Source organism: Streptomyces sp. NPDC057900 (assembly GCF_042887885.1).
Taxonomy (GTDB): domain Bacteria; phylum Actinomycetota; class Actinomycetes; order Streptomycetales; family Streptomycetaceae; genus Streptomyces.
Genome location: NZ_JBHVOI010000003.1, coordinates 405,976 through 424,853 on the forward strand (window position 1 = coordinate 405,976; position 18,878 = coordinate 424,853).

At 68.9% G+C, this 18,878-nt stretch carries 16 protein-coding genes and 1 tRNA gene; 4 read left to right on the plus strand and 13 right to left on the minus strand.

Annotated features, from left to right (window positions below; all coding sequences use genetic code 11):
* Window positions 1-23: 23 nt before the first annotated feature.
* The 3 genes from ACFVQ0_RS16145 to ACFVQ0_RS16155 form a co-directional block, all read right to left on the minus strand.
* A complete protein-coding gene (locus tag ACFVQ0_RS16145) occupies window positions 24-1,388 on the minus strand; it encodes a hypothetical protein (RefSeq protein WP_390088429.1) in 1,365 nt (454 codons plus the stop codon).
* Entirely contained in the window at window positions 1,388-3,340 is a 1,953-nt protein-coding gene (locus ACFVQ0_RS16150; protein WP_390088431.1) for a VWA domain-containing protein, read from the minus strand. Before ACFVQ0_RS16150 ends, ACFVQ0_RS16145 begins: the two co-directional genes overlap by 1 nt.
* Window positions 3,341-3,490: 150 nt before the next feature.
* Window positions 3,491-3,625, minus strand: coding sequence for a DLW-39 family protein (locus ACFVQ0_RS16155; protein WP_003958712.1), 135 nt, complete (start codon window positions 3,623-3,625; stop codon window positions 3,491-3,493).
* A 332-nt stretch (window positions 3,626-3,957) separates the two neighbouring features.
* Here ACFVQ0_RS16155 and ACFVQ0_RS16160 point away from each other — a divergent pair, with 332 nt between their 5' ends.
* Window positions 3,958-4,347 (plus strand): DUF6344 domain-containing protein, encoded by a 390-nt coding sequence (locus ACFVQ0_RS16160; RefSeq protein ID WP_390088433.1) that lies wholly within the window; start codon window positions 3,958-3,960, stop codon window positions 4,345-4,347.
* 180 nt (window positions 4,348-4,527) lie between these two features.
* On the opposite strand, the gene ACFVQ0_RS16165 is transcribed toward ACFVQ0_RS16160, so the two are convergent.
* From ACFVQ0_RS16165 to dnaA, 10 genes are all read right to left on the minus strand, one after another.
* Window positions 4,528-4,839, minus strand: coding sequence for a hypothetical protein (locus ACFVQ0_RS16165; RefSeq protein ID WP_390088435.1), 312 nt, complete (start codon window positions 4,837-4,839; stop codon window positions 4,528-4,530).
* A 41-nt stretch (window positions 4,840-4,880) separates the two neighbouring features.
* Window positions 4,881-4,957: transfer RNA gene (locus tag ACFVQ0_RS16170), tRNA-Ile, on the minus strand.
* A gap of 77 nt (window positions 4,958-5,034) precedes the next feature.
* The gene (locus ACFVQ0_RS16175; RefSeq protein ID WP_390088437.1) at window positions 5,035-5,631 is read right to left on the minus strand and encodes a DUF3566 domain-containing protein; all 597 of its coding nucleotides are present in this window, start codon (window positions 5,629-5,631) and stop codon (window positions 5,035-5,037) included.
* Window positions 5,632-5,724: 93 nt separating this feature from the next.
* Window positions 5,725-8,376, minus strand: a complete 2,652-nt coding sequence (gyrA, locus tag ACFVQ0_RS16180) for a DNA gyrase subunit A (RefSeq protein ID WP_390088439.1) — start codon at window positions 8,374-8,376, stop codon at window positions 5,725-5,727.
* A 52-nt stretch (window positions 8,377-8,428) separates the two neighbouring features.
* Window positions 8,429-10,540: a DNA topoisomerase (ATP-hydrolyzing) subunit B gene (gyrB, locus tag ACFVQ0_RS16185; protein ID WP_390088441.1), complete on the minus strand. Its 2,112-nt coding sequence runs from the start codon at window positions 10,538-10,540 to the stop codon at window positions 8,429-8,431.
* A gap of 393 nt (window positions 10,541-10,933) precedes the next feature.
* Window positions 10,934-11,518, minus strand: a complete 585-nt coding sequence (locus ACFVQ0_RS16190; RefSeq protein ID WP_390088443.1) for a DUF721 domain-containing protein — start codon at window positions 11,516-11,518, stop codon at window positions 10,934-10,936.
* Window positions 11,515-12,645, minus strand: a complete 1,131-nt coding sequence (gene recF, locus ACFVQ0_RS16195; RefSeq protein ID WP_390088445.1) for a DNA replication/repair protein RecF — start codon at window positions 12,643-12,645, stop codon at window positions 11,515-11,517. The genes ACFVQ0_RS16190 and recF overlap by 4 nt, the downstream gene beginning before the upstream one ends.
* A gap of 95 nt (window positions 12,646-12,740) precedes the next feature.
* On the minus strand, window positions 12,741-13,619 hold the full coding sequence (gene gnd, locus ACFVQ0_RS16200; protein WP_073733247.1) for a phosphogluconate dehydrogenase (NAD(+)-dependent, decarboxylating): 879 nt from the start codon (window positions 13,617-13,619) through the stop codon (window positions 12,741-12,743).
* Window positions 13,620-13,750: 131 nt separating this feature from the next.
* Window positions 13,751-14,881 carry a DNA polymerase III subunit beta gene (dnaN, locus tag ACFVQ0_RS16205; protein ID WP_390088873.1) on the minus strand — a complete coding sequence of 377 codons (1,131 nt, stop codon included), beginning with the start codon at window positions 14,879-14,881 and terminating at the stop codon, window positions 13,751-13,753.
* A gap of 916 nt (window positions 14,882-15,797) precedes the next feature.
* Window positions 15,798-17,609 carry a chromosomal replication initiator protein DnaA gene (gene dnaA / locus ACFVQ0_RS16210; protein ID WP_327337950.1) on the minus strand — a complete coding sequence of 604 codons (1,812 nt, stop codon included), beginning with the start codon at window positions 17,607-17,609 and terminating at the stop codon, window positions 15,798-15,800.
* A 379-nt stretch (window positions 17,610-17,988) separates the two neighbouring features.
* On the opposite strand from dnaA, the gene rpmH reads away from it, so the two are divergent.
* Genes rpmH through yidD form a run of 3 tightly spaced genes read left to right on the plus strand, consistent with a single transcriptional unit; the run spans window position 17,989 to window position 18,875 of the window.
* Window positions 17,989-18,126 (plus strand): 50S ribosomal protein L34, encoded by a 138-nt coding sequence (gene rpmH, locus ACFVQ0_RS16215; RefSeq protein WP_010985740.1) that lies wholly within the window; start codon window positions 17,989-17,991, stop codon window positions 18,124-18,126.
* A gap of 21 nt (window positions 18,127-18,147) precedes the next feature.
* A complete protein-coding gene (gene rnpA, locus ACFVQ0_RS16220) occupies window positions 18,148-18,519 on the plus strand; it encodes a ribonuclease P protein component (RefSeq protein WP_390088448.1) in 372 nt (123 codons plus the stop codon).
* The gene (gene yidD / locus ACFVQ0_RS16225; protein ID WP_073733242.1) at window positions 18,516-18,875 is read left to right on the plus strand and encodes a membrane protein insertion efficiency factor YidD; all 360 of its coding nucleotides are present in this window, start codon (window positions 18,516-18,518) and stop codon (window positions 18,873-18,875) included. Before rnpA ends, yidD begins: the two co-directional genes overlap by 4 nt.
* Window positions 18,876-18,878 lie beyond the last annotated feature (3 nt).

An 18,878-nucleotide genomic window follows, 5' to 3' on the forward strand; every position in this document is an offset into this window, starting at 1 on the left:
CGGGGCCTCGGGGCGCTGTCCGGCTACCAGGCCTGCGGGGGGCCTCCGTACGGATGCTGCTGCCCGCTGTCGGCCGGGCCGCCCGGTGCCGCGGCCGCCGCCTGGCCGCGCCGTGCGAGCAGCGTCCACGCGCCGAGTCCGAGGACCAGCACGGCGCCCGCTCCGATGCCCGCCGCGCCGAGCAGCTTCATGCTGTCGCTCTTGCTCTCGGCGGCCTGGGCGCCGCTCTGGCCGCTCCTCGCCATGTCCTTGTCGCCCTGTGAGACGCCGAAGATCCCCGCGTCCCCCTGGTACGGCGTGGACCCGGCCTTCCCCTCGACCTTGACCGTGAGGGTCAGCGGGAACGGCTTGGAACCGTACGCCTTGGCGACCTCCGGGCTCAGCGTGACGGACAGGTAGTACCAGCCCGCGAAGCGCATCGCGCTGACGCCGCTGTTGGAGGCGAACCTGTTCTCGTACGCCACCGGAGGCACCGGGTCCAGGGAGACCGAGGCCGGTTTGCCCGAGTAGGCCATCGGGGACGCGTTGTCGACGTGGCCGTGCGCCGGATTGTCCAGGGACAGGGCGAGCGCACCGCTGACGTACTCGTCCGCGTCCGGGACGGTGCTGTTGCCGAGCGCGGCGGTGGCGAAGATCTGCTGGCCCCAGTCCACCGGAACCCGGTAGAAGAGCGTCTGGCCGGGCTTGGCCTCGTCCTTCCACTCACCGGTCTGCAGACTCGTCGCCTCGTAGTAACTGCTGCCGCCGTGCCTGCGGTTGTCCTTCGCCGCCTCGGGCGGCTCCGGTGACGCGGACGGCCAGTCCTCCGGTGCCTCGGTCCGCGTCGCCCCACCCTTCGCGAGCCCCGGCTCGGAGGCGTACCGGATTTCCAGCTCCCAGTCCCCGCGACCCGAGGTGTCCGCGCTCGTCCGCTCGATCAGAACGTTGTACACACCGGCGCCCTGGCAGCTGCTGCTGTCCTTGTCCACGTTGCGGTAGGCGTACGCGGAGATCGGACGCGGGTACTCCGCGGACCCGAAGCGGGCGCTCTCCGAGCTGCACGACAGGTCCGACTTGTCCCTGATGCTGATCGAGATGCCGTCCCCGTAGGCGACCTTGCCGCCGTCCTTGGGCACGACGACGGCCGAAACGTACGCGTTCGTCGTCGCCTTGAGGTTCAGCCGGTAGTACAGCTTCTGGCCGAACTTGATCGAACTCCGGTAGACAGAACCGGCCGTGAGCTCATTCGCATCGGTATTGACCTCGGCGCCGCTGACCGTCTTGGCCTCCGGCTCGAAGGCGTACGCGGCTGCCGCGCCGGCTCCGTACGCCTGCCCCGGCAGCGCCGCCACCGCGCACATCGCCGCGACCGCGGCCAGTATCGCCCGGCCCCTGCTGCGCTGCCTCATCACGCGCTTCCCCTCGTCGTCCGTGCGGCTGCCCCGCGGCGGTTGCGTACATATACGAACACGGCGATGAGCACAGCCATGACGGCCGCCCCGGCAGCAGCCGCGATGCCGGTCCATCCTGCCCCTCCGGCACCACCGCTGTCTGCGGACGCGGTCGACTCGCCGTTCTCGTCCGCACCCTTGCCAGTGCTGCCGCCTGATCCGGCCGCCACGGGCGCCCCGTGCTGCGGACCGGTCCGCTCCGCACCGAGCACCGACACCCGCAGCACCAGGCCGATCCGCGGGTTCTCCGCGATCTCCGCGGCCCGCGCGCCCAGCGTCACCGAGATGTAGAAGCCGCCCCTGGCGTGCACCGGCTGGACATTGCTCCGGTTCTCGTAGCGGTTGGTCCAGGAGACCGGAACGCCGCCCATCGGAAGCGCCGCGGGCCGCCCGTTGTACATCGTGGTCGAGGGGAACTCGCCTCCTCCGGTGAGGGGATGGCGAGCCGGGGTGTAGAGCCCGGTCGCCCCGTAGGAGTACGTGGCCGAGGTGCGGTCCACCGTGGGCTCGTTGGCGAACTCCACGTCGTAGCGCACCTGCTGGCCCCAGCCGGCCGGGACCTTGTACCAGAGCGTCTGGGACGGCAGGATCCGGTCGCGCCAGACGCCCTGTCCGATCGTGCGGGCATCGTTGAACCCGGTGCCGCCCCGTACGTCGCGGGGATCGTCCGTCGGCAGTACGGCCTCCTTGCCGCCCCTGCCGTACTCCGCCTCCGACTGAGCGGGCGTCACGCCCTTGCCCAGCGGCGGCTCGACCCCGTACACGAGCTCCAGCGGCCAACGTGCCGCGTCGGAGCCCTTCTTGCTCTGCCGCTCCACCACCAGCCGGTAGCGGCCCGCACGGTCACACGTGCGGGTTCCCTCCTCCGAACGGATCCGGGCGACCGCCGATGTCAGCGGGGCCGCCCCCTCCTTCTGCAGGAAGCGCGCGGTGTCCGTCCCGCAGGAGCCGTGCGCGTCGTACTCGATCCTGGTGCTCAACGCGTCGAACGTGTCGACGGCCGCGCCCGGCTGCGGTACCGCCGTCGCCGCGAAGTCCGCCGTGGACACCGCGTCCAGATCCACCGCGTAGTACCGCTTCTCGCCCGGCCCGATGGTGTCCAGGTACTGCCCGGGCACCAGCACGGGGGCCCGGTCAGCCGTGGCCGCGCCCGTCACCCGCTCGCCCCGGAAGCGGTACCCGTCGGCGGAGAGCTGCGCGGCGCGCTGGAGCTGACGGGCCAGCGCCTTGGCGTCCGGGGCGTCGTAGTAACGCCCGTTGCCCGCCTGCGCGATGCATTCGAGCTGTTCACGGGCCGCGCCCTTCACCTGGAAGCCGACGGTGTCGATCCGCAGACCGATGCCCTCCTTGCCGAGCTGCTCGGCGACCTCGCAGGGCTGCGGCGTACCGCAGTTGTCCTCGCCGTCGGAGATCAGCAGGATCGTGCGCGTGCCGATGGCCCCGGCGGCGGGCCGCGGCAGATCCCGCGCCGCCTTCCGGAGCGACAGGCCGATGGGGGTGTCGCCCCTGGGCCGTACGGCTGCGACCGCCCGCTTCAGCGCGGTCCGGTCGAGCCCCCGCACCGGGCGGACGAGACGGGTGTCCGTGCAGCCCTGCGGCCGGTCGGCGCCGTACACCCGCAGGCCCGTCGGATGGCCGTCGGGAAGGGCGTCCACGACCGTGCCGACGGCCGTGCGGGCGCTCTCCATCCTGGTCCGGCCCGTGCCGTCGTCGTCCCCCATGGAGCCGGACGAGTCGAGCACCATGACCAGGCTGCCGCTGCCGCTCCCGCCGGATGCGGCCGCGTCCGAGGCCGCCCCGGTCGCCGCGGGTGTCGCCACGGCGGGCAGCGCCCCCGCCACCAGGGCGAACAGCGCCCCGCCGATCAATGTCCCCGCCCGCACCGTGCGGCGGTGGCTGCCAGCCCTCATCCGTTCCCCCTAGACCGAAACCCGGCTTCTTTGCTCAAGCAACCTATTGATTTGCGTAGGTGAACTCAAGAGCACAGGCGTCACGGTCCCGCAACAGCACGAAGCCCCGGCCGCTCAGGCGACCGGGGCTCGCAAACAGGCTGTTCTGTCTCACACACCCGAACCTGCGGGCACGGAGTCAGTCGCCTCCGTCCACAGATCCTGCTCGGCGCGATCCGCCTGGATCTGGCGGTACACGAGGAGCCCGCCGATGGCGGCCAGTGCGACCAGGAGAAGCTTCTTCACCGCGCGACCTCGTCTTTCGTTGGCGTAGGGGACTTCTGCCGCCCGACTATACACACCGGCCGATATCGACCGGTGACCTCCCCGCAACCCAACTGGGGCCTGCGGAAAAGCGATCGTCGGAGGATCGGGCCACCCCGTCGACGCCCTGTCACCACCCCGTCACCGACGCCTCTGAAGGGCCCCGCTCCGACCGATCGGGCCCGGTTGCACCATACGAGTGGTGTTCATCTGAACATCGGCACATCGGCGGCGTCGGTCCGTGAAATCGCGCTCCGGATCCACATCATCAGGAAGGTAAGCAAAACGGACCACCTGAAAGTGAGTGAGAGGCCATGAGCACCTACCGGGCCAAGAACATCTGGACCGCCTTCATCACCGCGTTCTTCGCACTTCTCGCGGCACTGGGCCTCGCGAGCTCCACCGCCTCGGCCACGGAAGCCGCGGTCACGGAGCCGGCGACCACGACCAACGAGCACACGGGTGCGACCGCGGCAACCGCGACCACCCCGTCGGTCCGATGGACCCTTCCGCGTGACCGGGCACTGCCGCCCACGATGAAGCAGCGCATCCGCGCCGAGGCACACGGCTCCTCACCCTCCACCCGCCATCTGTCCGCCAACACCACGGACAGCGCGGACTCCACGAACACCGCGAACACCACCAGCACCGCCCGCGCCTCACACGGAGCCCCGGCGGGGGACGCCTCCCTGCTGCCCCCCTGAGAGCCGCGCACCTGACTCCCAGAGCCCCCGGCCCGGTACACACCGGACGGGGGCTTTCCCGTGCGCCCGCCGCCCGCGCCGGCAGAAGGCCACAGCACAGGCCACAGCGCGTACGCCCCTGTTGGTGTCAGCCGCTGAGGTCAGATGATCCGGGCGCCCTTGACGAAGGGCACGTTTGGATCAGCTCCGGAATACGAGCTCGACGGCCAGCGGGGCCGCAGAGTCAAGATCGATCGTGTCCCCAGCATCCTCGGACAGAGCCTCGTCGGAGTAGTCGGCCGGCACTACGACCAGCATCGTGTGCGGGCGGGGAAGCCGGCCCACATCCTGTGGAGGGTCGTAGCGGCCGATATCGATGATCCGCACCAGCATCTCGTGGATGCCTACAACCATTCCACCTGAACCGAGACCGCGGATCGATCTCGGCCCGCAGCTCACACGCAGGACGTCGCCGACCCGGAAGTCGCCGTCCGCTCCGTGGATGCCGTACACGCAGAAGGCCACCTACTCAGTTGAGTAGGTGGCCTTCGTGCTGGTGGGGCTAACAGGATTTGAACCTGTGGCCTCATCCTTATCAGGGATGCGCTCTAACCAACTGAGCTATAGCCCCGCCGCGCTTTTGTGTCGCGCTGACGTGAAGAAGATTAGCGCACGTCGGGGCCAGTCCCAAAATCGATAGATGCGCCGCTACTCGTCCTCGGCCAGCGTGAGCTCGACACCGCCCACGAAGCCGGCCGACAAGTTGTAGATGAAGGCGCCCAGCGTCGCCAGCGCCGTCGCCAGGACCACATCGATCACGGCGATGACCGACGTGAAGATGAGGACCCTCGGCAGCGACAGGAACGACTGCAGGTCGAAGCCGCTGCCCTCGTTGGAGCCGGTCGCCTCGCTGATCGTGCCGCCCACGGTGGAGAAGACGCCCATCGCGTCCATCACCATCCACAGGACCGCCGACGCCACCACCGTGCAGATGCCGAGCGCGATGGACAGCAGGAAGCTGACCTTCATCACCGACCACGGATCGGCCTTGGCCACCCGCAGACGCGCCTTGCGGGTACGCGGAGTGGTCCGCGCCCCCGTCCGCGGTTTGCGGGCCGCCTGAGCCGCGCCCGCGCCCTGGTGGGGCCCCTGGGGGCGGCCCCCGTGGGTCCCGCCCGGAGGCGAGGGGTAGGCCTGCGGCGGGTGGTACGGGCCCGCCTGGCCCGGTGCGGGCTCGCGCTCGCCGGGCAGGGGCCCGGCCGCGTAGCCCTCGTACTGGGGTTGAGGACCCCGGGTATCCGTCACAGTGCCCCCTTGGGAGTCCGTGGCAGGGCCACGGGCACCGTTCGCGCCGGCTCCGGAAGCGGCCGAACCGGCGCCCGTGGCTCCACTCACGCTCTACTCCTCGTGCTCCCCGGTCGAGGACGTCGTGCCCTCGACAGTGCTCTCACCAGCCGCGTCGGCCGTCTCGGCCTCAGCTGTCACTGCCTCGGCCGCATCGCCGTCGGCGTCGACGGGACCGTCGACCTCTTCGGCCTCACGACCCGCCTCGGCGTTACGAGCGATGCCGACAACAGCATCACGCTTGCCCAGGTTGATCAGTTGGACGCCCATGGTGTCACGGCCCGTCTCCCTGACTTCATTGACTCGCGTACGAATCACACCACCGCCGAGCGTGATGGCAAGGATCTCATCCGTAGCCTCGACCACCAGCGCACCGACCAGTGAGCCCCGGTCCTCCACGATCTTGGCGGCCTTGATGCCGAGGCCGCCGCGACCCTGGACGCGGTACTCGTCGACGGGGGTCCGCTTCGCGTACCCGCCGTCAGTGGCAGTGAACACGAAAGTACCGGGCCTGACGACATTCATCGAGAGGAGTTCGTCTCCCTCGCGGAAACTCATGCCCTTGACACCCGAGGTGGCACGGCCCATCGGGCGCAGCGCGTCGTCCGTCGCGGTGAACCTGATCGACTGGGCCTTCTTGCTGATGAGCAGCAGATCGTCCTCGGACGACACCAGCTCCGCGCCGATCAGCTCGTCGTCGGAGCCGTCCGCCGTCTCGCGCAGGTTAATGGCGATGACGCCGCCCGAGCGCGGGGAGTCGTAGTCCTTCAGCGCGGTCTTCTTCACGAGACCGCCCTTCGTGGCGAGGATCAGGTACGGCGCGGCGTCGTAGTCACGGATCGCCAGGATCTGCGCGATCTGCTCGTCCGGCTGGAAGGCCAGCAGGTTGGCGACGTGCTGACCGCGTGCGTCACGGCCCGCGTCCGGGAGCTCGTACGCCTTCGCCCGGTAGACCCGGCCCTTGTTCGTGAAGAACAGCAGCCAGTGGTGCGTCGTCGACACGAAGAAGTGGTCGACGATGTCGTCTTCCTTGAGCTTCGTGCCGCGTACGCCCTTGCCGCCGCGCTTCTGCGAGCGGTAGTCGTCCGTCTTCGTGCGCTTCACGTAGCCGCCGCGGGAGATCGTGACGACGATGTCCTCCTCGGCGATCAGGTCCTCGATGGACATGTCACCGTCGAAGGGCACCAGCTTGGAGCGCCGGTCGTCGCCGAACTTGTCGACGATCGCCGCCAGCTCCTCGCTGACGATCTGCCGCTGCCGTTCGGGCGAGGACAGGATCGCGTTGTACTCGTTGATCTTCGCCTGGAGCTCGTCGTGCTCGGCGGTGATCTTCTGGTGCTCCAGCGCGGCCAGCCGGCGCAGCTGCATCTCCAGGATCGCGTTCGCCTGGATGTCGTCGATCTCCAGGAGGCCCATCAGGCCCTCCCGCGCGATCTCCACGGTGTTGCTGCGCCGGATGAGGGCGATGACCTCGTCGATGGCGTCCAGGGCCTTGAGGAGGCCGCGCAGGATGTGCGCCCGCTCCTCCGCCTTGCGCAGCCGGAACCGGGTGCGCCGGACGATGACCTCGATCTGGTGCGTCACCCAGTGGCGGATGAACGCGTCGATCGACAGGGTGCGCGGCACCCCGTCCACCAGCGCCAGCATGTTGGCGCCGAAGTTGGACTGCAGGTCGGTGTGCTTGTACAGGTTGTTCAGGACGACCTTGGCGACCGCGTCCCGCTTGAGCACGACGACCAGGCGCTGACCCGTACGCGACGAGGTCTCGTCACGGACGTCGGCGATCCCGCCGACCTTGCCGTCCTTGACCAGGTCGGCGATCTTCTGCGCGAGGTTGTCGGGGTTGGTCTGGTACGGAAGCTCCGTGACCACCAGGCACTGGCGGTTCTGGATCTCCTCGACCGCCACGACCGCGCGCATCGTGATCGAGCCACGGCCCGTGCGGTACGCCTCCTCGATGCCCTTGCGGCCCACGACGAGGGCGCCGGTCGGGAAGTCCGGGCCCTTGATCCGCTCGATCAGGGCTTCCAGGAGCTCCTCCTGCGAGGCCTCCGGGTGCTCCAGGTACCACTGCGCACCGGAGGCGACCTCGCGCAGGTTGTGCGGCGGGATGTTGGTCGCCATGCCGACCGCGATGCCCGCGGAACCGTTCACCAGGAGGTTCGGGAAGCGCGCCGGCAGGACCGTCGGCTCCTGGTTGCGGCCGTCGTAGTTGTCCTGGAAGTCGACGGTCTCCTCGTCGATGTCCCGGACCATCTCCATGGACAGCGGCATCATCTTGCACTCGGTGTACCGCATGGCGGCGGCCGGGTCGTTGCCCGGGGAACCGAAGTTGCCGTTGGAGTCGACCAGCGGCATGCGCATCGACCAGTGCTGCGCCAGGCGCACCAGGGCGTCGTAGATCGATGAATCGCCGTGCGGGTGGTACGTACCCATGACGTCACCGACGACGCGGGCGCACTTGTAGAAGCCCTTCTCGGGCCGGTAGCCGCCGTCGTACATCGCGTACAGCACCCGGCGGTGGACGGGCTTGAGGCCGTCCCGCACGTCGGGCAGGGCACGCGAGACGATGACGGACATCGCGTAGTCGAGGTAGGAGCGCTGCATCTCCGTCTCAAGCCCGACGGGCTCGACACGCATGCCTACGCCCTCGACGGGCGGAACCTCTTCGGGCGTCACGGGGACAGGGGTGTTCTCGTCGGCCATTGCTGGTCAAAGTCCTTTCGCGCTGCGGCTGCGGCTTGCTTGTACGGCCGACTCAGATGTCGAGGAAGCGGACGTCCTTGGCGTTGCGCTGGATGAACGAGCGCCGCGCCTCGACGTCCTCACCCATCAGCACCGAGAACAGGTCGTCGGCCTGCGCCGCGTCGTCGAGCGTGACCTGGCCGAGCACACGGTGGTCGACGTCCATCGTGGTGACACGGAGTTCCTCCGCGTTCATCTCGCCGAGGCCCTTGAAGCGCTGGATCGAGTCTTCCTTGATCCGCTTGCCGTTCTGCTTGCCGAGCGCCACGAGGGCGTCGCGCTCGCGGTCCGAGTACGCGTACTCGAAGTCGTCCCGGCCCCACTTGATCTTGTAGAGCGGCGGGCGCGAGAGGTAGACGTGTCCGGCCTCGACCAGCGGCCGCATGAAGCGGAAGAGGAAGGTGAGCAGCAGGGTGTTGATGTGCTGTCCGTCGACGTCGGCGTCCGCCATCAGAATGATCTTGTGATAGCGGAGCTTCTCGATGTCGAAGTCCTCGTGGACCCCGGTGCCGAAGGCCGAGATCAGCGCCTGGACCTCGGTGTTCTGGAGGATCTTGTCGATCCGGGCCTTCTCGACGTTCAGGATCTTGCCTCGGATCGGCAGGATGGCCTGGTACATCGGGTTACGGCCGGACTTCGCCGAACCACCGGCGGAGTCACCCTCGACGATGAAGATCTCGCACTTCGTCGGGTCGTTGGACTGGCAGTCGCTCAGCTTGCCCGGCAGCGAGGCGCTCTCCAGGAGCCCCTTGCGGCGGGTCAGGTCACGCGCCTTGCGGGCCGCCACGCGGGCGGTCGAGGCGGCGATGCCCTTGCGGATGATGTCGGCGGCCTCGTTGGGGTTCCGGTCGAACCAGTCCGTGAGCTGCTCGTGGACGACCTTCTGCACGAAGGTCTTGGCCTCCGTGTTGCCCAGCTTGGTCTTCGTCTGGCCCTCGAACTGCGGCTCGCCCAGCTTCACCGAGATGATCGCCGTCAGACCCTCGCGGACGTCCTCACCGGTGAGGTTGTCGTCCTTCTCGCGCAGCAGCTTCTTGTCGCGCGCGTACCGGTTGACCAGCGAGGTCAGCGCCGCACGGAAGCCCTCCTCGTGCGTGCCGCCCTCGTGCGTGTGGATCGCGTTGGCGAAGGAGTAGACGCCCTCGCTGTACTGCGTGTTCCACTGCATGGCGATCTCGGCCGAGAGGAGCCGGTCCTTGTCCTCCGCCTCGATGTCGATCACCGACTGGTGGATGACATCGCCCTTGCGGGAGTTGAGGTACTTGACGAAGTCGACGATGCCGTTCTCGTAGTGGTACGTGACCGTCCGGGTCGTCTCGTCCTCGGGGACCTCGGTCGCCTCGGCGCTGTCCGCGCCCGCCGTGGCCTTCGCGGACTCCCGCTCGTCCGTCAGCTTGAGGGTGAGGCCCTTGTTGAGGAAGGCCATCTCCTGGAAGCGGCGCGAGAGCGTCTCGAAGGAGTACTCGGTCGTCTCGAAGATGTCGCCGTCGGCCCAGAAGGTGACGGAGGTGCCCGTCTCCGCGGTCTCCTCGTTCTGCTTCAGCGGGGCGGTCGGGACGCCGAACTTGTAGTCCTGGGTCCAGCGGTAGCCGTCGGTCTTGACCTCGACGGCGACCCGGGTGGACAGGGCGTTGACGACGGAGACACCGACGCCGTGCAGACCGCCGGAGACCGCGTAGCCGCCGCCGCCGAACTTTCCGCCCGCGTGCAGCACGGTGAGCACGACCTCGACGGCCGGCTTGCCTTCGGACGGCACGATGCCGACCGGGATGCCGCGGCCGTTGTCGATCACGCGCACCCCGCCGTCGGCGAGGATCGTGACGTCGATCGTGTCCGCGTGACCGGCCATGGCCTCGTCGACGGAGTTGTCGACGACCTCTTGGACGAGGTGGTGGAGACCGCGGTCACCGGTCGAGCCGATGTACATGCCGGGTCGCTTGCGGACCGCGTCCAGGCCCTCCAGCACGGTGATCGCGCTGGCGTCGTACGAGGTGGTCACCTCGCCCGGAGCGGGAGAGGTCACCTCGCCCGGCACGGAAGCGGCGTCGCTCCCGTCGGGGATGGACGGAATGTTCTCGTTGGGGTTGCCGGAATCGGCCACGAAGCGCCCTTTCTGGCACAGCACAGGCCGTTCTCCGGGCAGGCGGGAGCGGCTGCGTCGTTCGGCTTGTATCGACGAATCCCGCAAGGACGCGGGATTGTCCACCAGTCTACCGGTAGCGCCGACCCGAATGGGGGTTTGCCGGTACCTGAGTCCGCATGTGCCGCCCTGAATCCACGCCTGACGACTCCCCATATTCGGGAAGGGGCCTCAAGGGGCTCACACGGGCGTTGAGCGCTTCGGCCTGTCAACCTCCCGCTACGGTGAGGGACGTCCGCTCCGCACCCCGCGGTTTCCACCCCCGCGCACCCGTGCGACACGGCGTCCACAGGCCTCGGGAACAAGCGGGACGGACCGCGCTGCGGCCCCCCTGGAAAGGACAGCCGCACCGGTCTCGAAAACGGGTAAAAGGCCAGGTCAGCCGTAGGTATCGCCCGGTCCCCTGCTGCCCGGAGCACGCAGCGGACCGAACCTCCGCTGCGGTCCTCCCGGACCCAGAACCTTGATCATCCGCACCGTGCCGTGCCCCAGATCCGCGTTCAACCGGGCCACCAGCTGAGGCGCCAGCAGCCGCAGCTGGGTCGCCCACGCCGTCGAGTCGCACTGCACCGTCAGCACCCGCTCGTCGGGATCCTCGTCGTAACGCAGCGGCACACAATGATTGGCCAGATCATCACCTACGATCTGCGGCCAGCGGCCCATCACACCGCCCACCGCCGCGGGCGCCTCCCAGCCGCGTTCGGTGATCAGCCGGTTGATCGCCGCACCCAGCGGCAGCGGATCCCGGCCGTCCGCCCGCGCCCCGGACCGCAGCCCGCCGCCCCGCCGAGCCTGCTTCTTCTGCTGCGCCGCCGCACCGCGGGCCCGCGCCTGCTCCTTCGCCGCGCGCAGAGCCACCCGGGCCAGGTCCACCCCGGAGGGCTCCGGCTGCTTCGCCTCTCCCGAGGCCGCCTCGCGCGGTCCCTCCGGGAGCGGCTCCGGGCTGTCCGCGGCGCCGCTCACAGCCGCTCCACCTCGCCCGCGGACACCGCGTACCGCGTCCCCGCGAGGACCCCCGGGACGTCGTCGTCCACCGCGGCCGTCACCAGCACCTGCTCGCCCGGCGCGACCAGCTCGGCAAGCCGCTCACGCCGCCGGGCGTCCAACTCGGCGAAGACGTCGTCCAGGACCAGCACGGGCTCGTTGCCCTCGGAGCGCAGCAGATCGTACGAGGCCAGCCGCAGGGCCAGCGCGTACGACCAGGACTCCCCGTGGCTCGCGTAGCCCTTGGCCGGCATCCCGCGCAGCCCGAGCACCAGGTCGTCGCGGTGCGGGCCGACCAGCGTCACGCCGCGCTCGATCTCCTGCTTGCGGACGTCCGCGAGGGCCGCGATCAGCTGCCCGTACAGCTCCTCGCGGGTACGGGCGGGGCTCACGTCCGCGCCCACCGAACTGCGGTACTCCAGCGTCACGGGGCCGCCGCCGGGCGCCACGTCCGCGTACGCCTTGTCCGTCAGCGGCTGCATCGTCGCGATCAGGTCCAGCCGCTGCGCCAGCAGCTCGGCGCCCACCCGGCCCAGGTGCTGGTCCCAGACGTCGAGCGTCGACAGGTCCATCGACCGTCCGCCGTGCCTGCGCGCCATCGCCGCCGACTTCAGGAGCGTGTTGCGCTGCTTCAGTACCCGCTCGTAGTCGGAGCGGACCCCGGCCATCCGCGGCGACCGTGCCGTGACCAGCTCGTCCAGGAACCGGCGGCGCTCGCCCGGATCGCCCTTCACCAGCGCCAGATCCTCCGGAGCGAACAGCACCGTCCGTACGATGCCGAGCACGTCACGGGGCCTGACCTGCGACGATCTATTGATCCGGGCGCGATTGGCCTTGCCCGGATTCAGTTCGAGCTCGACCAGCTGCGAACGCTCGCCCTGGGTGACTGCGGCCCTGATGACGGCTCGCTCCGCGCCCATGCGCACCAGCGGCGCGTCAGAGGAGACCCGGTGGCTGCCGAGCGACGCGAGATAGCCGATGGCCTCGACCAGATTGGTCTTGCCCTGGCCGTTGGCCCCCACGAACGCGGTGACGCCCGGGTCGAGAGGCACCTCGACCCGGGCGTACGAGCGGAAGTCGGCCAGCGACAGATGCGTGACATGCATGGTGTACGCCGACCTTCCCGGCTTCCTGCTCCGTGCTGTTGCTCCGTGCTTTGTGGTGCGGGCGGACACTCGGTCCGGCCCGCTCCCCTTCGCTGCTACTTCTTGTTCTCGACCGCGTGGCCGCCGAACTGGTTGCGCAGTGCGGCGATCATCTTCATCTGCGGGGAGTCGTCCTGGCGCGAGGCGAACCGGGCGAAGAGCGACGCCGTGATCGCGGGCAGCGGGACGGCGTTGTCGATCGCGGCCTCCACCGTCCACCGGCCCTCGCCGGAGTCTGCGGCGAAACCGCGGAGCTGGTCCAGGTGCTCGTCGTCGTCCAGCGCGTTGACCGCCAGGTCGAGCAGCCAGGAACGGATGACCGTGCCCTCCTGCCAGGAGCGGAAGACCTCGCGCACGTCGGTGACGGAGTCGACCTTCTCCAGGAGCTCCCAGCCCTCGGCGTAGGCCTGCATCATGGCGTACTCGATGCCGTTGTGAACCATCTTCGCGAAGTGGCCGGCGCCGACCTTGCCCGCGTGGACGGAACCGAAGTCGCCCTCGGGCTTCAGGGCGTCGAAGACCGGCTGGACCTTCGCGACGTTCTCGGCGTCGCCGCCGTACATCAGCGCGTAGCCGTTCTCCAGGCCCCAGACACCACCGGAGACGCCGCAGTCGACGAAGCCGATGCCCTTGATGCCGAGCTCGACCGCGTGCTTCTCGTCGTCGGTCCAGCGGGAGTTCCCGCCGTCCACCACGACGTCACCGGCCGACAGCAGCTCCGCCAGCTCGTCGATCGTGGACTGGGTCGCGGCACCGGCCGGGACCATCACCCACACGACCCGGGGGCCCTTCAGCTTGCCCACAAGCTCTTCGAGGCTGTGGACATCGGCGACGTCCGGGTTGCGGTCGTAACCGATGACGGTGTGACCTGCGCGGCGGATGCGCTCGCGCATGTTGCCGCCCATCTTGCCGAGGCCGACGAGACCGATCTCCATCAGAGATTCCTTAAGCGTTGTGCCGATTCGTACCCAGGACCGAGCCTACGCCCGGCCGGGGACAGGGCGACGGGCATGCTCGGCGCTGAGCGTGCCCGTCGGGGCCTGCCGTGACAGGACCGGTGACCGGATCAGCCCGAGAGGCGGACCGGCATGATCAGGTACTTGTACGCGTCATCCGCCTCGGCGTCCACGGCGGCGCGGCCGCTGAGCAGCGCGGGCTTCGTGGATGTCGTGAAGGAGAGCTGGGCGACGGGGGAGTCGATCGCGCTCAGGCCGTCCAGCAGGAAGGTCGGGTTGAAGGCGATCGAGATGTCGTCGCCCTCCAGGACCGCGTCGACGCGCTCCACAGCCTGTGCGTCGTCGCTGGAACCCGCCTCCAGGATCAGCACGCCCTGCTCGAAGCTGAGCCGGACCGGGGTGTTCCGCTCGGCCACCAGCGCGACGCGCTTGACGGCCTCGACGAACGGGGCGGTCTCGATGACCGCGACCGTGTTGAACTCGGTCGGGAAGAGTGTGCGGTACTTCGGCAGGTCGCCTTCGAGCAGCCGGGTGGTCGTCCGCCGGCCGGCGCCCTCGAAGCCGATGAGACCCTCGCCGGCTCCGGAGCCCGAAAGCGCCAGCGTGACCGTGTCGCCGCTGGTGAGCGCCTTGGCGGTGTCCAGCAGCGTCTTGGCGGGGACCAGCGCGACGGCGGAGGCGTCGGCGTTCTCCGGCTTCCAGAGGAACTCGCGGACCGCGAAGCGGTAGCGGTCGGTGGAGGCCAGGGTGACGGTGTCGCCCTCGATCTCGATGCGTACACCGGTGAGGACGGGCAGCGTGTCGTCGCGGCCCGCCGCGATGGCCACCTGGGCGGCGGCGGAGGCGAAGACCTCGCCGGGGACCGTCCCGGTCGCCGTCGGCATCTCGGGGAGTGCGGGGTACTCCTCCACAGGAAGGGTGTGGAGTGTGAACCGCGAGGAGCCGCAGACCACCGTCGCCCGTACACCGTCTGTGGAAATCTCCACCGGCCGGTTGGGCAGGGCGCGGCAGATGTCGGCGAGCAGCCGGCCGGAGACCAGCACCGTGCCGTCCTCCTCGATCTCGGCGTCCACCGAGACCCGTGCCGAGACCTCGTAGTCGAAGCTGGAGAAGCTGAGGGCGCCGTCCTCGGCCTTCAGCAGCAGCCCCGCAAGAACGGGCGCCGGCGGCCGGGCCGGGAGGCTACGGGCCACCCAGGCCACAGCCTCCGCGAGTACATCGCGCTCCACCCGGATCTTCACCGGAACCGCCTCCTGCTGTTGCTCGCTCGCCCTGCTGGCCTTCGTCGTCTGGTCGGGTCGCTCCACCGATGGGACGGGGAGGACGCCGGGGTCCAGTCTGACGTACGGCACCGACACTCGGTGCTGCTCGGGGTCAAGTCGCGACAAGCGGTCCGCGGAGCTCCGGCGCCGAGTTGTGCACAGGCCCCACTTCGAAGCGGATTCCGGGCTAACTAGAGGTAGTAGTAGTAGTAGGGCCTGTGGAAACCGTGGATAACGTCGTTTCCGCAGGTCAGGCCCTGTTTTTTGTCCACCGGTCCTGTGGGCGGAACCGGTGGACAACCCGGGGTTTCTGTGGACACCCGAAAGTTCTGCACAACCGGTACACAGGGCAGGGGGGTTTCTCCCCAGGTCTGTCCCCAGCTTTACCCAGCTTCCCCACAGCCCAACCGACCCTCTTGGTGTGACGCCTTTCACTCGGGGCGGTGACGGCGGGTGTCGTGTTGCCGAACAGTGGACAGAGGTGTGGAGAAGCCCGCCGAAGCTGGGGACAAGAAGGCCCGGCCTGTGGGCCGCCGGTGGACAACGTTGACGTGACCCTGTGGACGAAAAACTTGTCCACAGGCTGTGGATCATTGTTGACCACAAATCCCCAGGCCTCTGAGCTGGCCTGATGGAGTATCGGCTGCCGTGCCTGTGGAAGCAGTATGGACAACTTTTCAATCCCCAGGCTGTGGAGGGGAGATTGTGCCCAGATCTGTGGAGAACGGCCCCTCCGCGGCAGGTATTCGAACAGCGGGAACGGGCCCGCGCCCCGAGAACCTCGTGCACAGCGGCTCCGGACCAACTGAAAAGGGCGCTCCGGGACCCGATTCGGGTCCCGGAGCGCCCTTTCGGTGCTCGCGGAGGCGCGGCTGTGCGACGAGGTGGTGGGCCGTCAGCCGTTCTTGATGCGGTTGGTGAGCTCGGTGACCTGGTTGTAGATGGAGCGCCGCTCCGCCATGAGCGCGCGGATCTTGCGGTCGGCGTGCATCACGGTCGTATGGTCGCGGCCGCCGAACTGGGCGCCGATCTTGGGCAGCGAGAGGTCCGTCAGCTCACGGCACAGGTACATCGCGATCTGGCGCGCCGTCACGAGCACACGGCTGCGGGACGATCCGCAGAGGTCCTCCACCGTCAGCCCGAAGTAGTCGGCGGTCGCCGCCATGATGGCCGGCGCCGTGATCTCAGGGGCGGCGTCCTCGCCGCCCGGGATCAGATCCTTCAGCACGATCTCGGTCAGCCCGAGGTCCACCGGCTGGCGGTTGAGACTGGCGAAGGCCGTGACCCGGATGAGCGCGCCCTCCAGCTCCCTGATGTTGCGGGAGATACGGGAAGCGATGAACTCCAGCACCTCCGGAGGAGCGTTGAGCTGCTCCTGCACCGCCTTCTTACGGAGGATCGCGATACGCGTCTCCAGCTCCGGCGGCTGCACATCGGTGGTGAGACCCCACTCGAAACGATTCCGCAGCCGGTCCTCCAGAGTCACCAGCTGCTTGGGCGGCCGGTCGGAGGACAGCACGATCTGCTTGTTGGCGTTGTGGAGCGTATTGAAGGTGTGGAAGAACTCCTCCTGCGTCGACTCCTTGCTCGCCAGGAACTGGATGTCGTCGACGAGCAGGATGTCGACATCGCGGTACCGCTTGCGGAAGGTGTCGCCCTTGCCGTCGCGGATCGAGTTGATGAACTCGTTGGTGAACTCCTCCGAGCTCACGTACCGCACCCGGGTGCCCGGGTAGAGGCTGCGGGCGTAGTGCCCGATGGCGTGCAGCAGGTGGGTCTTGCCGAGCCCCGACTCCCCGTAGATGAAGAGCGGGTTGTACGCCTTGGCGGGCGCCTCGGCGACGGCGACGGCCGCGGCGTGCGCGAAGCGGTTCGAGGCCCCGATGACGAAGGTGTCGAAGAGGTACTTCGGGTTCAGCCGGGCGTGCGGCTCACCGGGGCCGGGCGCGGGTGCGGGCTGTGCGCCCATCGGTCCCGGGACGCCGCCGGGCCGGCCCGTTCCGCCGCCCTGCCGGTGCTGGGGCTCCTGCATGTCGCGGCGCTCGGACCGCTGGGACTCGTAGCCCTGGTGCTCGGGGGGCTGCTGGCGGTAGTCGTGCTGGGGCTGCTGCTGGGAGCGGCCGCCGCCGTACGGCTCGCGCCAGTGCTCGCCGGAGGTGTCGCGGTCCTGGTATCCGCCGAGCCGGGGCTGCTGCCAGGAGAGGTCCTCCTGGGTGCGCGGCCAGGCGCCGGGTTCCGGGCGCTGCTGCTGGTAGTCGGGGTAGGCGGGACGGGCGGTCGGCATGCCGTCGTCCGAGGGGCGGTGCCCGTAACCGTCGTAGGCGTCGTTGTGCTGCCGCTCGTCGTGCTGCGGTCCCTGGTAGCGGTGCTGCTGCTGGGACTGGTGCTGCTGGGACTGGTGCATCGGGGGCGCCGGCGGGTTCGGCGGCTCGCCCGCAGAGTCGTCGACCGTGATCGCGATCCGGATCGGGCGGCCGCACTCGCGGGTCAGCGTCTCGCTGATGAGCGGAGCGAGCCGGCCCTCCAGGACGCGCTTGCCCCATTCATTGGGGACTGCGAGCAGGGCGGTGTCGGCGACCAGGGCGAGCGGCTGACAGCGCTCGATCCACTGTTTGTCCTTCGGTTCGATGCCCTGCTGGCCCTCCCCGAGGAGTTGCTCCAGCACTCGTGGCCACACTGCGGCAAGATCGGCAGGTACGTCAGCCACAAGGCACGCTCTCTCGCTGGTCCCACGAATGTGTGTTTCTCGGGACGTATGGGTCGGGATGGGTGAGGACCGGCAGGCGGGAAGAAAAAGAACCGGAGTTCAGCCACGGTAGGCGGGCCGACCCATGCGGTTCAAGTCGTTGTCCACAGGCTGTGCACAATGGGAGGCCCGACAGGGTCGGTTTGACCGGATGGCGTAGCCGCGCGTACCGTGACCAGGTCGAGTTGTCGATGGCTGCTGCCGCCTGCCTCCGATGGGCAAAGATCACGATCTGTGATTGTGAAGCGGTGCACTAGGGCGTTTACGCGAGTCTCTCGTGGGCGCACGGTGACAGCCAGGCGATGTCCCGCCAACACACGATCATTTCTGGAGCCCCCGAGTGAGCAAGCGCACCTTCCAGCCGAACAACCGTCGTCGCGCGAAGACCCACGGTTTCCGCCTGCGTATGCGGACCCGTGCCGGCCGCGCGATTCTCGCGTCCCGCCGTGGCAAGGGCCGCGCCAGCCTGTCCGCCTGATCGCGTACAGGTCGTCATGACGTGCTGCCTACCGAGAATCGGCTGAGGCGGCGCGAGGACTTCGCGACCGCGGTACGACGAGGACGCAGGGTCGGCCGCCCGCTGCTCGTCGTCCATCTACGTAGCGGTGCAACGGACCCGCACGTGACTGGGGAGACTGCTCCCCCGCCGCGTGCGGGTTTCGTTGTCAGCAAAGCCGTGGGTGGCGCGGTCGTCCGCACAGCGGTGAAGCGAAGGCTTCGCCATCTGGTCCGAGAGCGACTGGCCCTGCTGCCCCCCGGTAGCCTGGTTGTCGTACGAGCGTTGCCCGGTGCGGGCGACGCCGACCATGAACAGCTGGCCCGAGACCTGGATGCCGCTCTCCAGCGGCTGCTGGGAGGGGGCGCGCGATGAAGTACCCGCTGCTGGCTCTCATCAAGCTGTACCAGTGGACGATCAGCCCACTTCTCGGTCCTGTCTGCCGTTACTACCCGTCGTGTTCCCACTATGGATATACGGCGATCGACCGGCACGGAGCGATCAAGGGAACGGCGCTGACAGCCTGGCGCATCCTGCGATGCAATCCGTGGTCACCCGGCGGCGTGGATTACGTACCCCCACGCAAACGTCCGCGTTGGCACGAACTGCTGCGAGATCTCTTCCGCGGCGGTAAGGGCGGGGACTCCGCCGCTGATGTGCCTCCCGGGGGATCGGCCACCGATCTTCCGAGCTCGGCCGCAGAGACTTCGCCCAAAGCTCAAGGAGCCTGATTA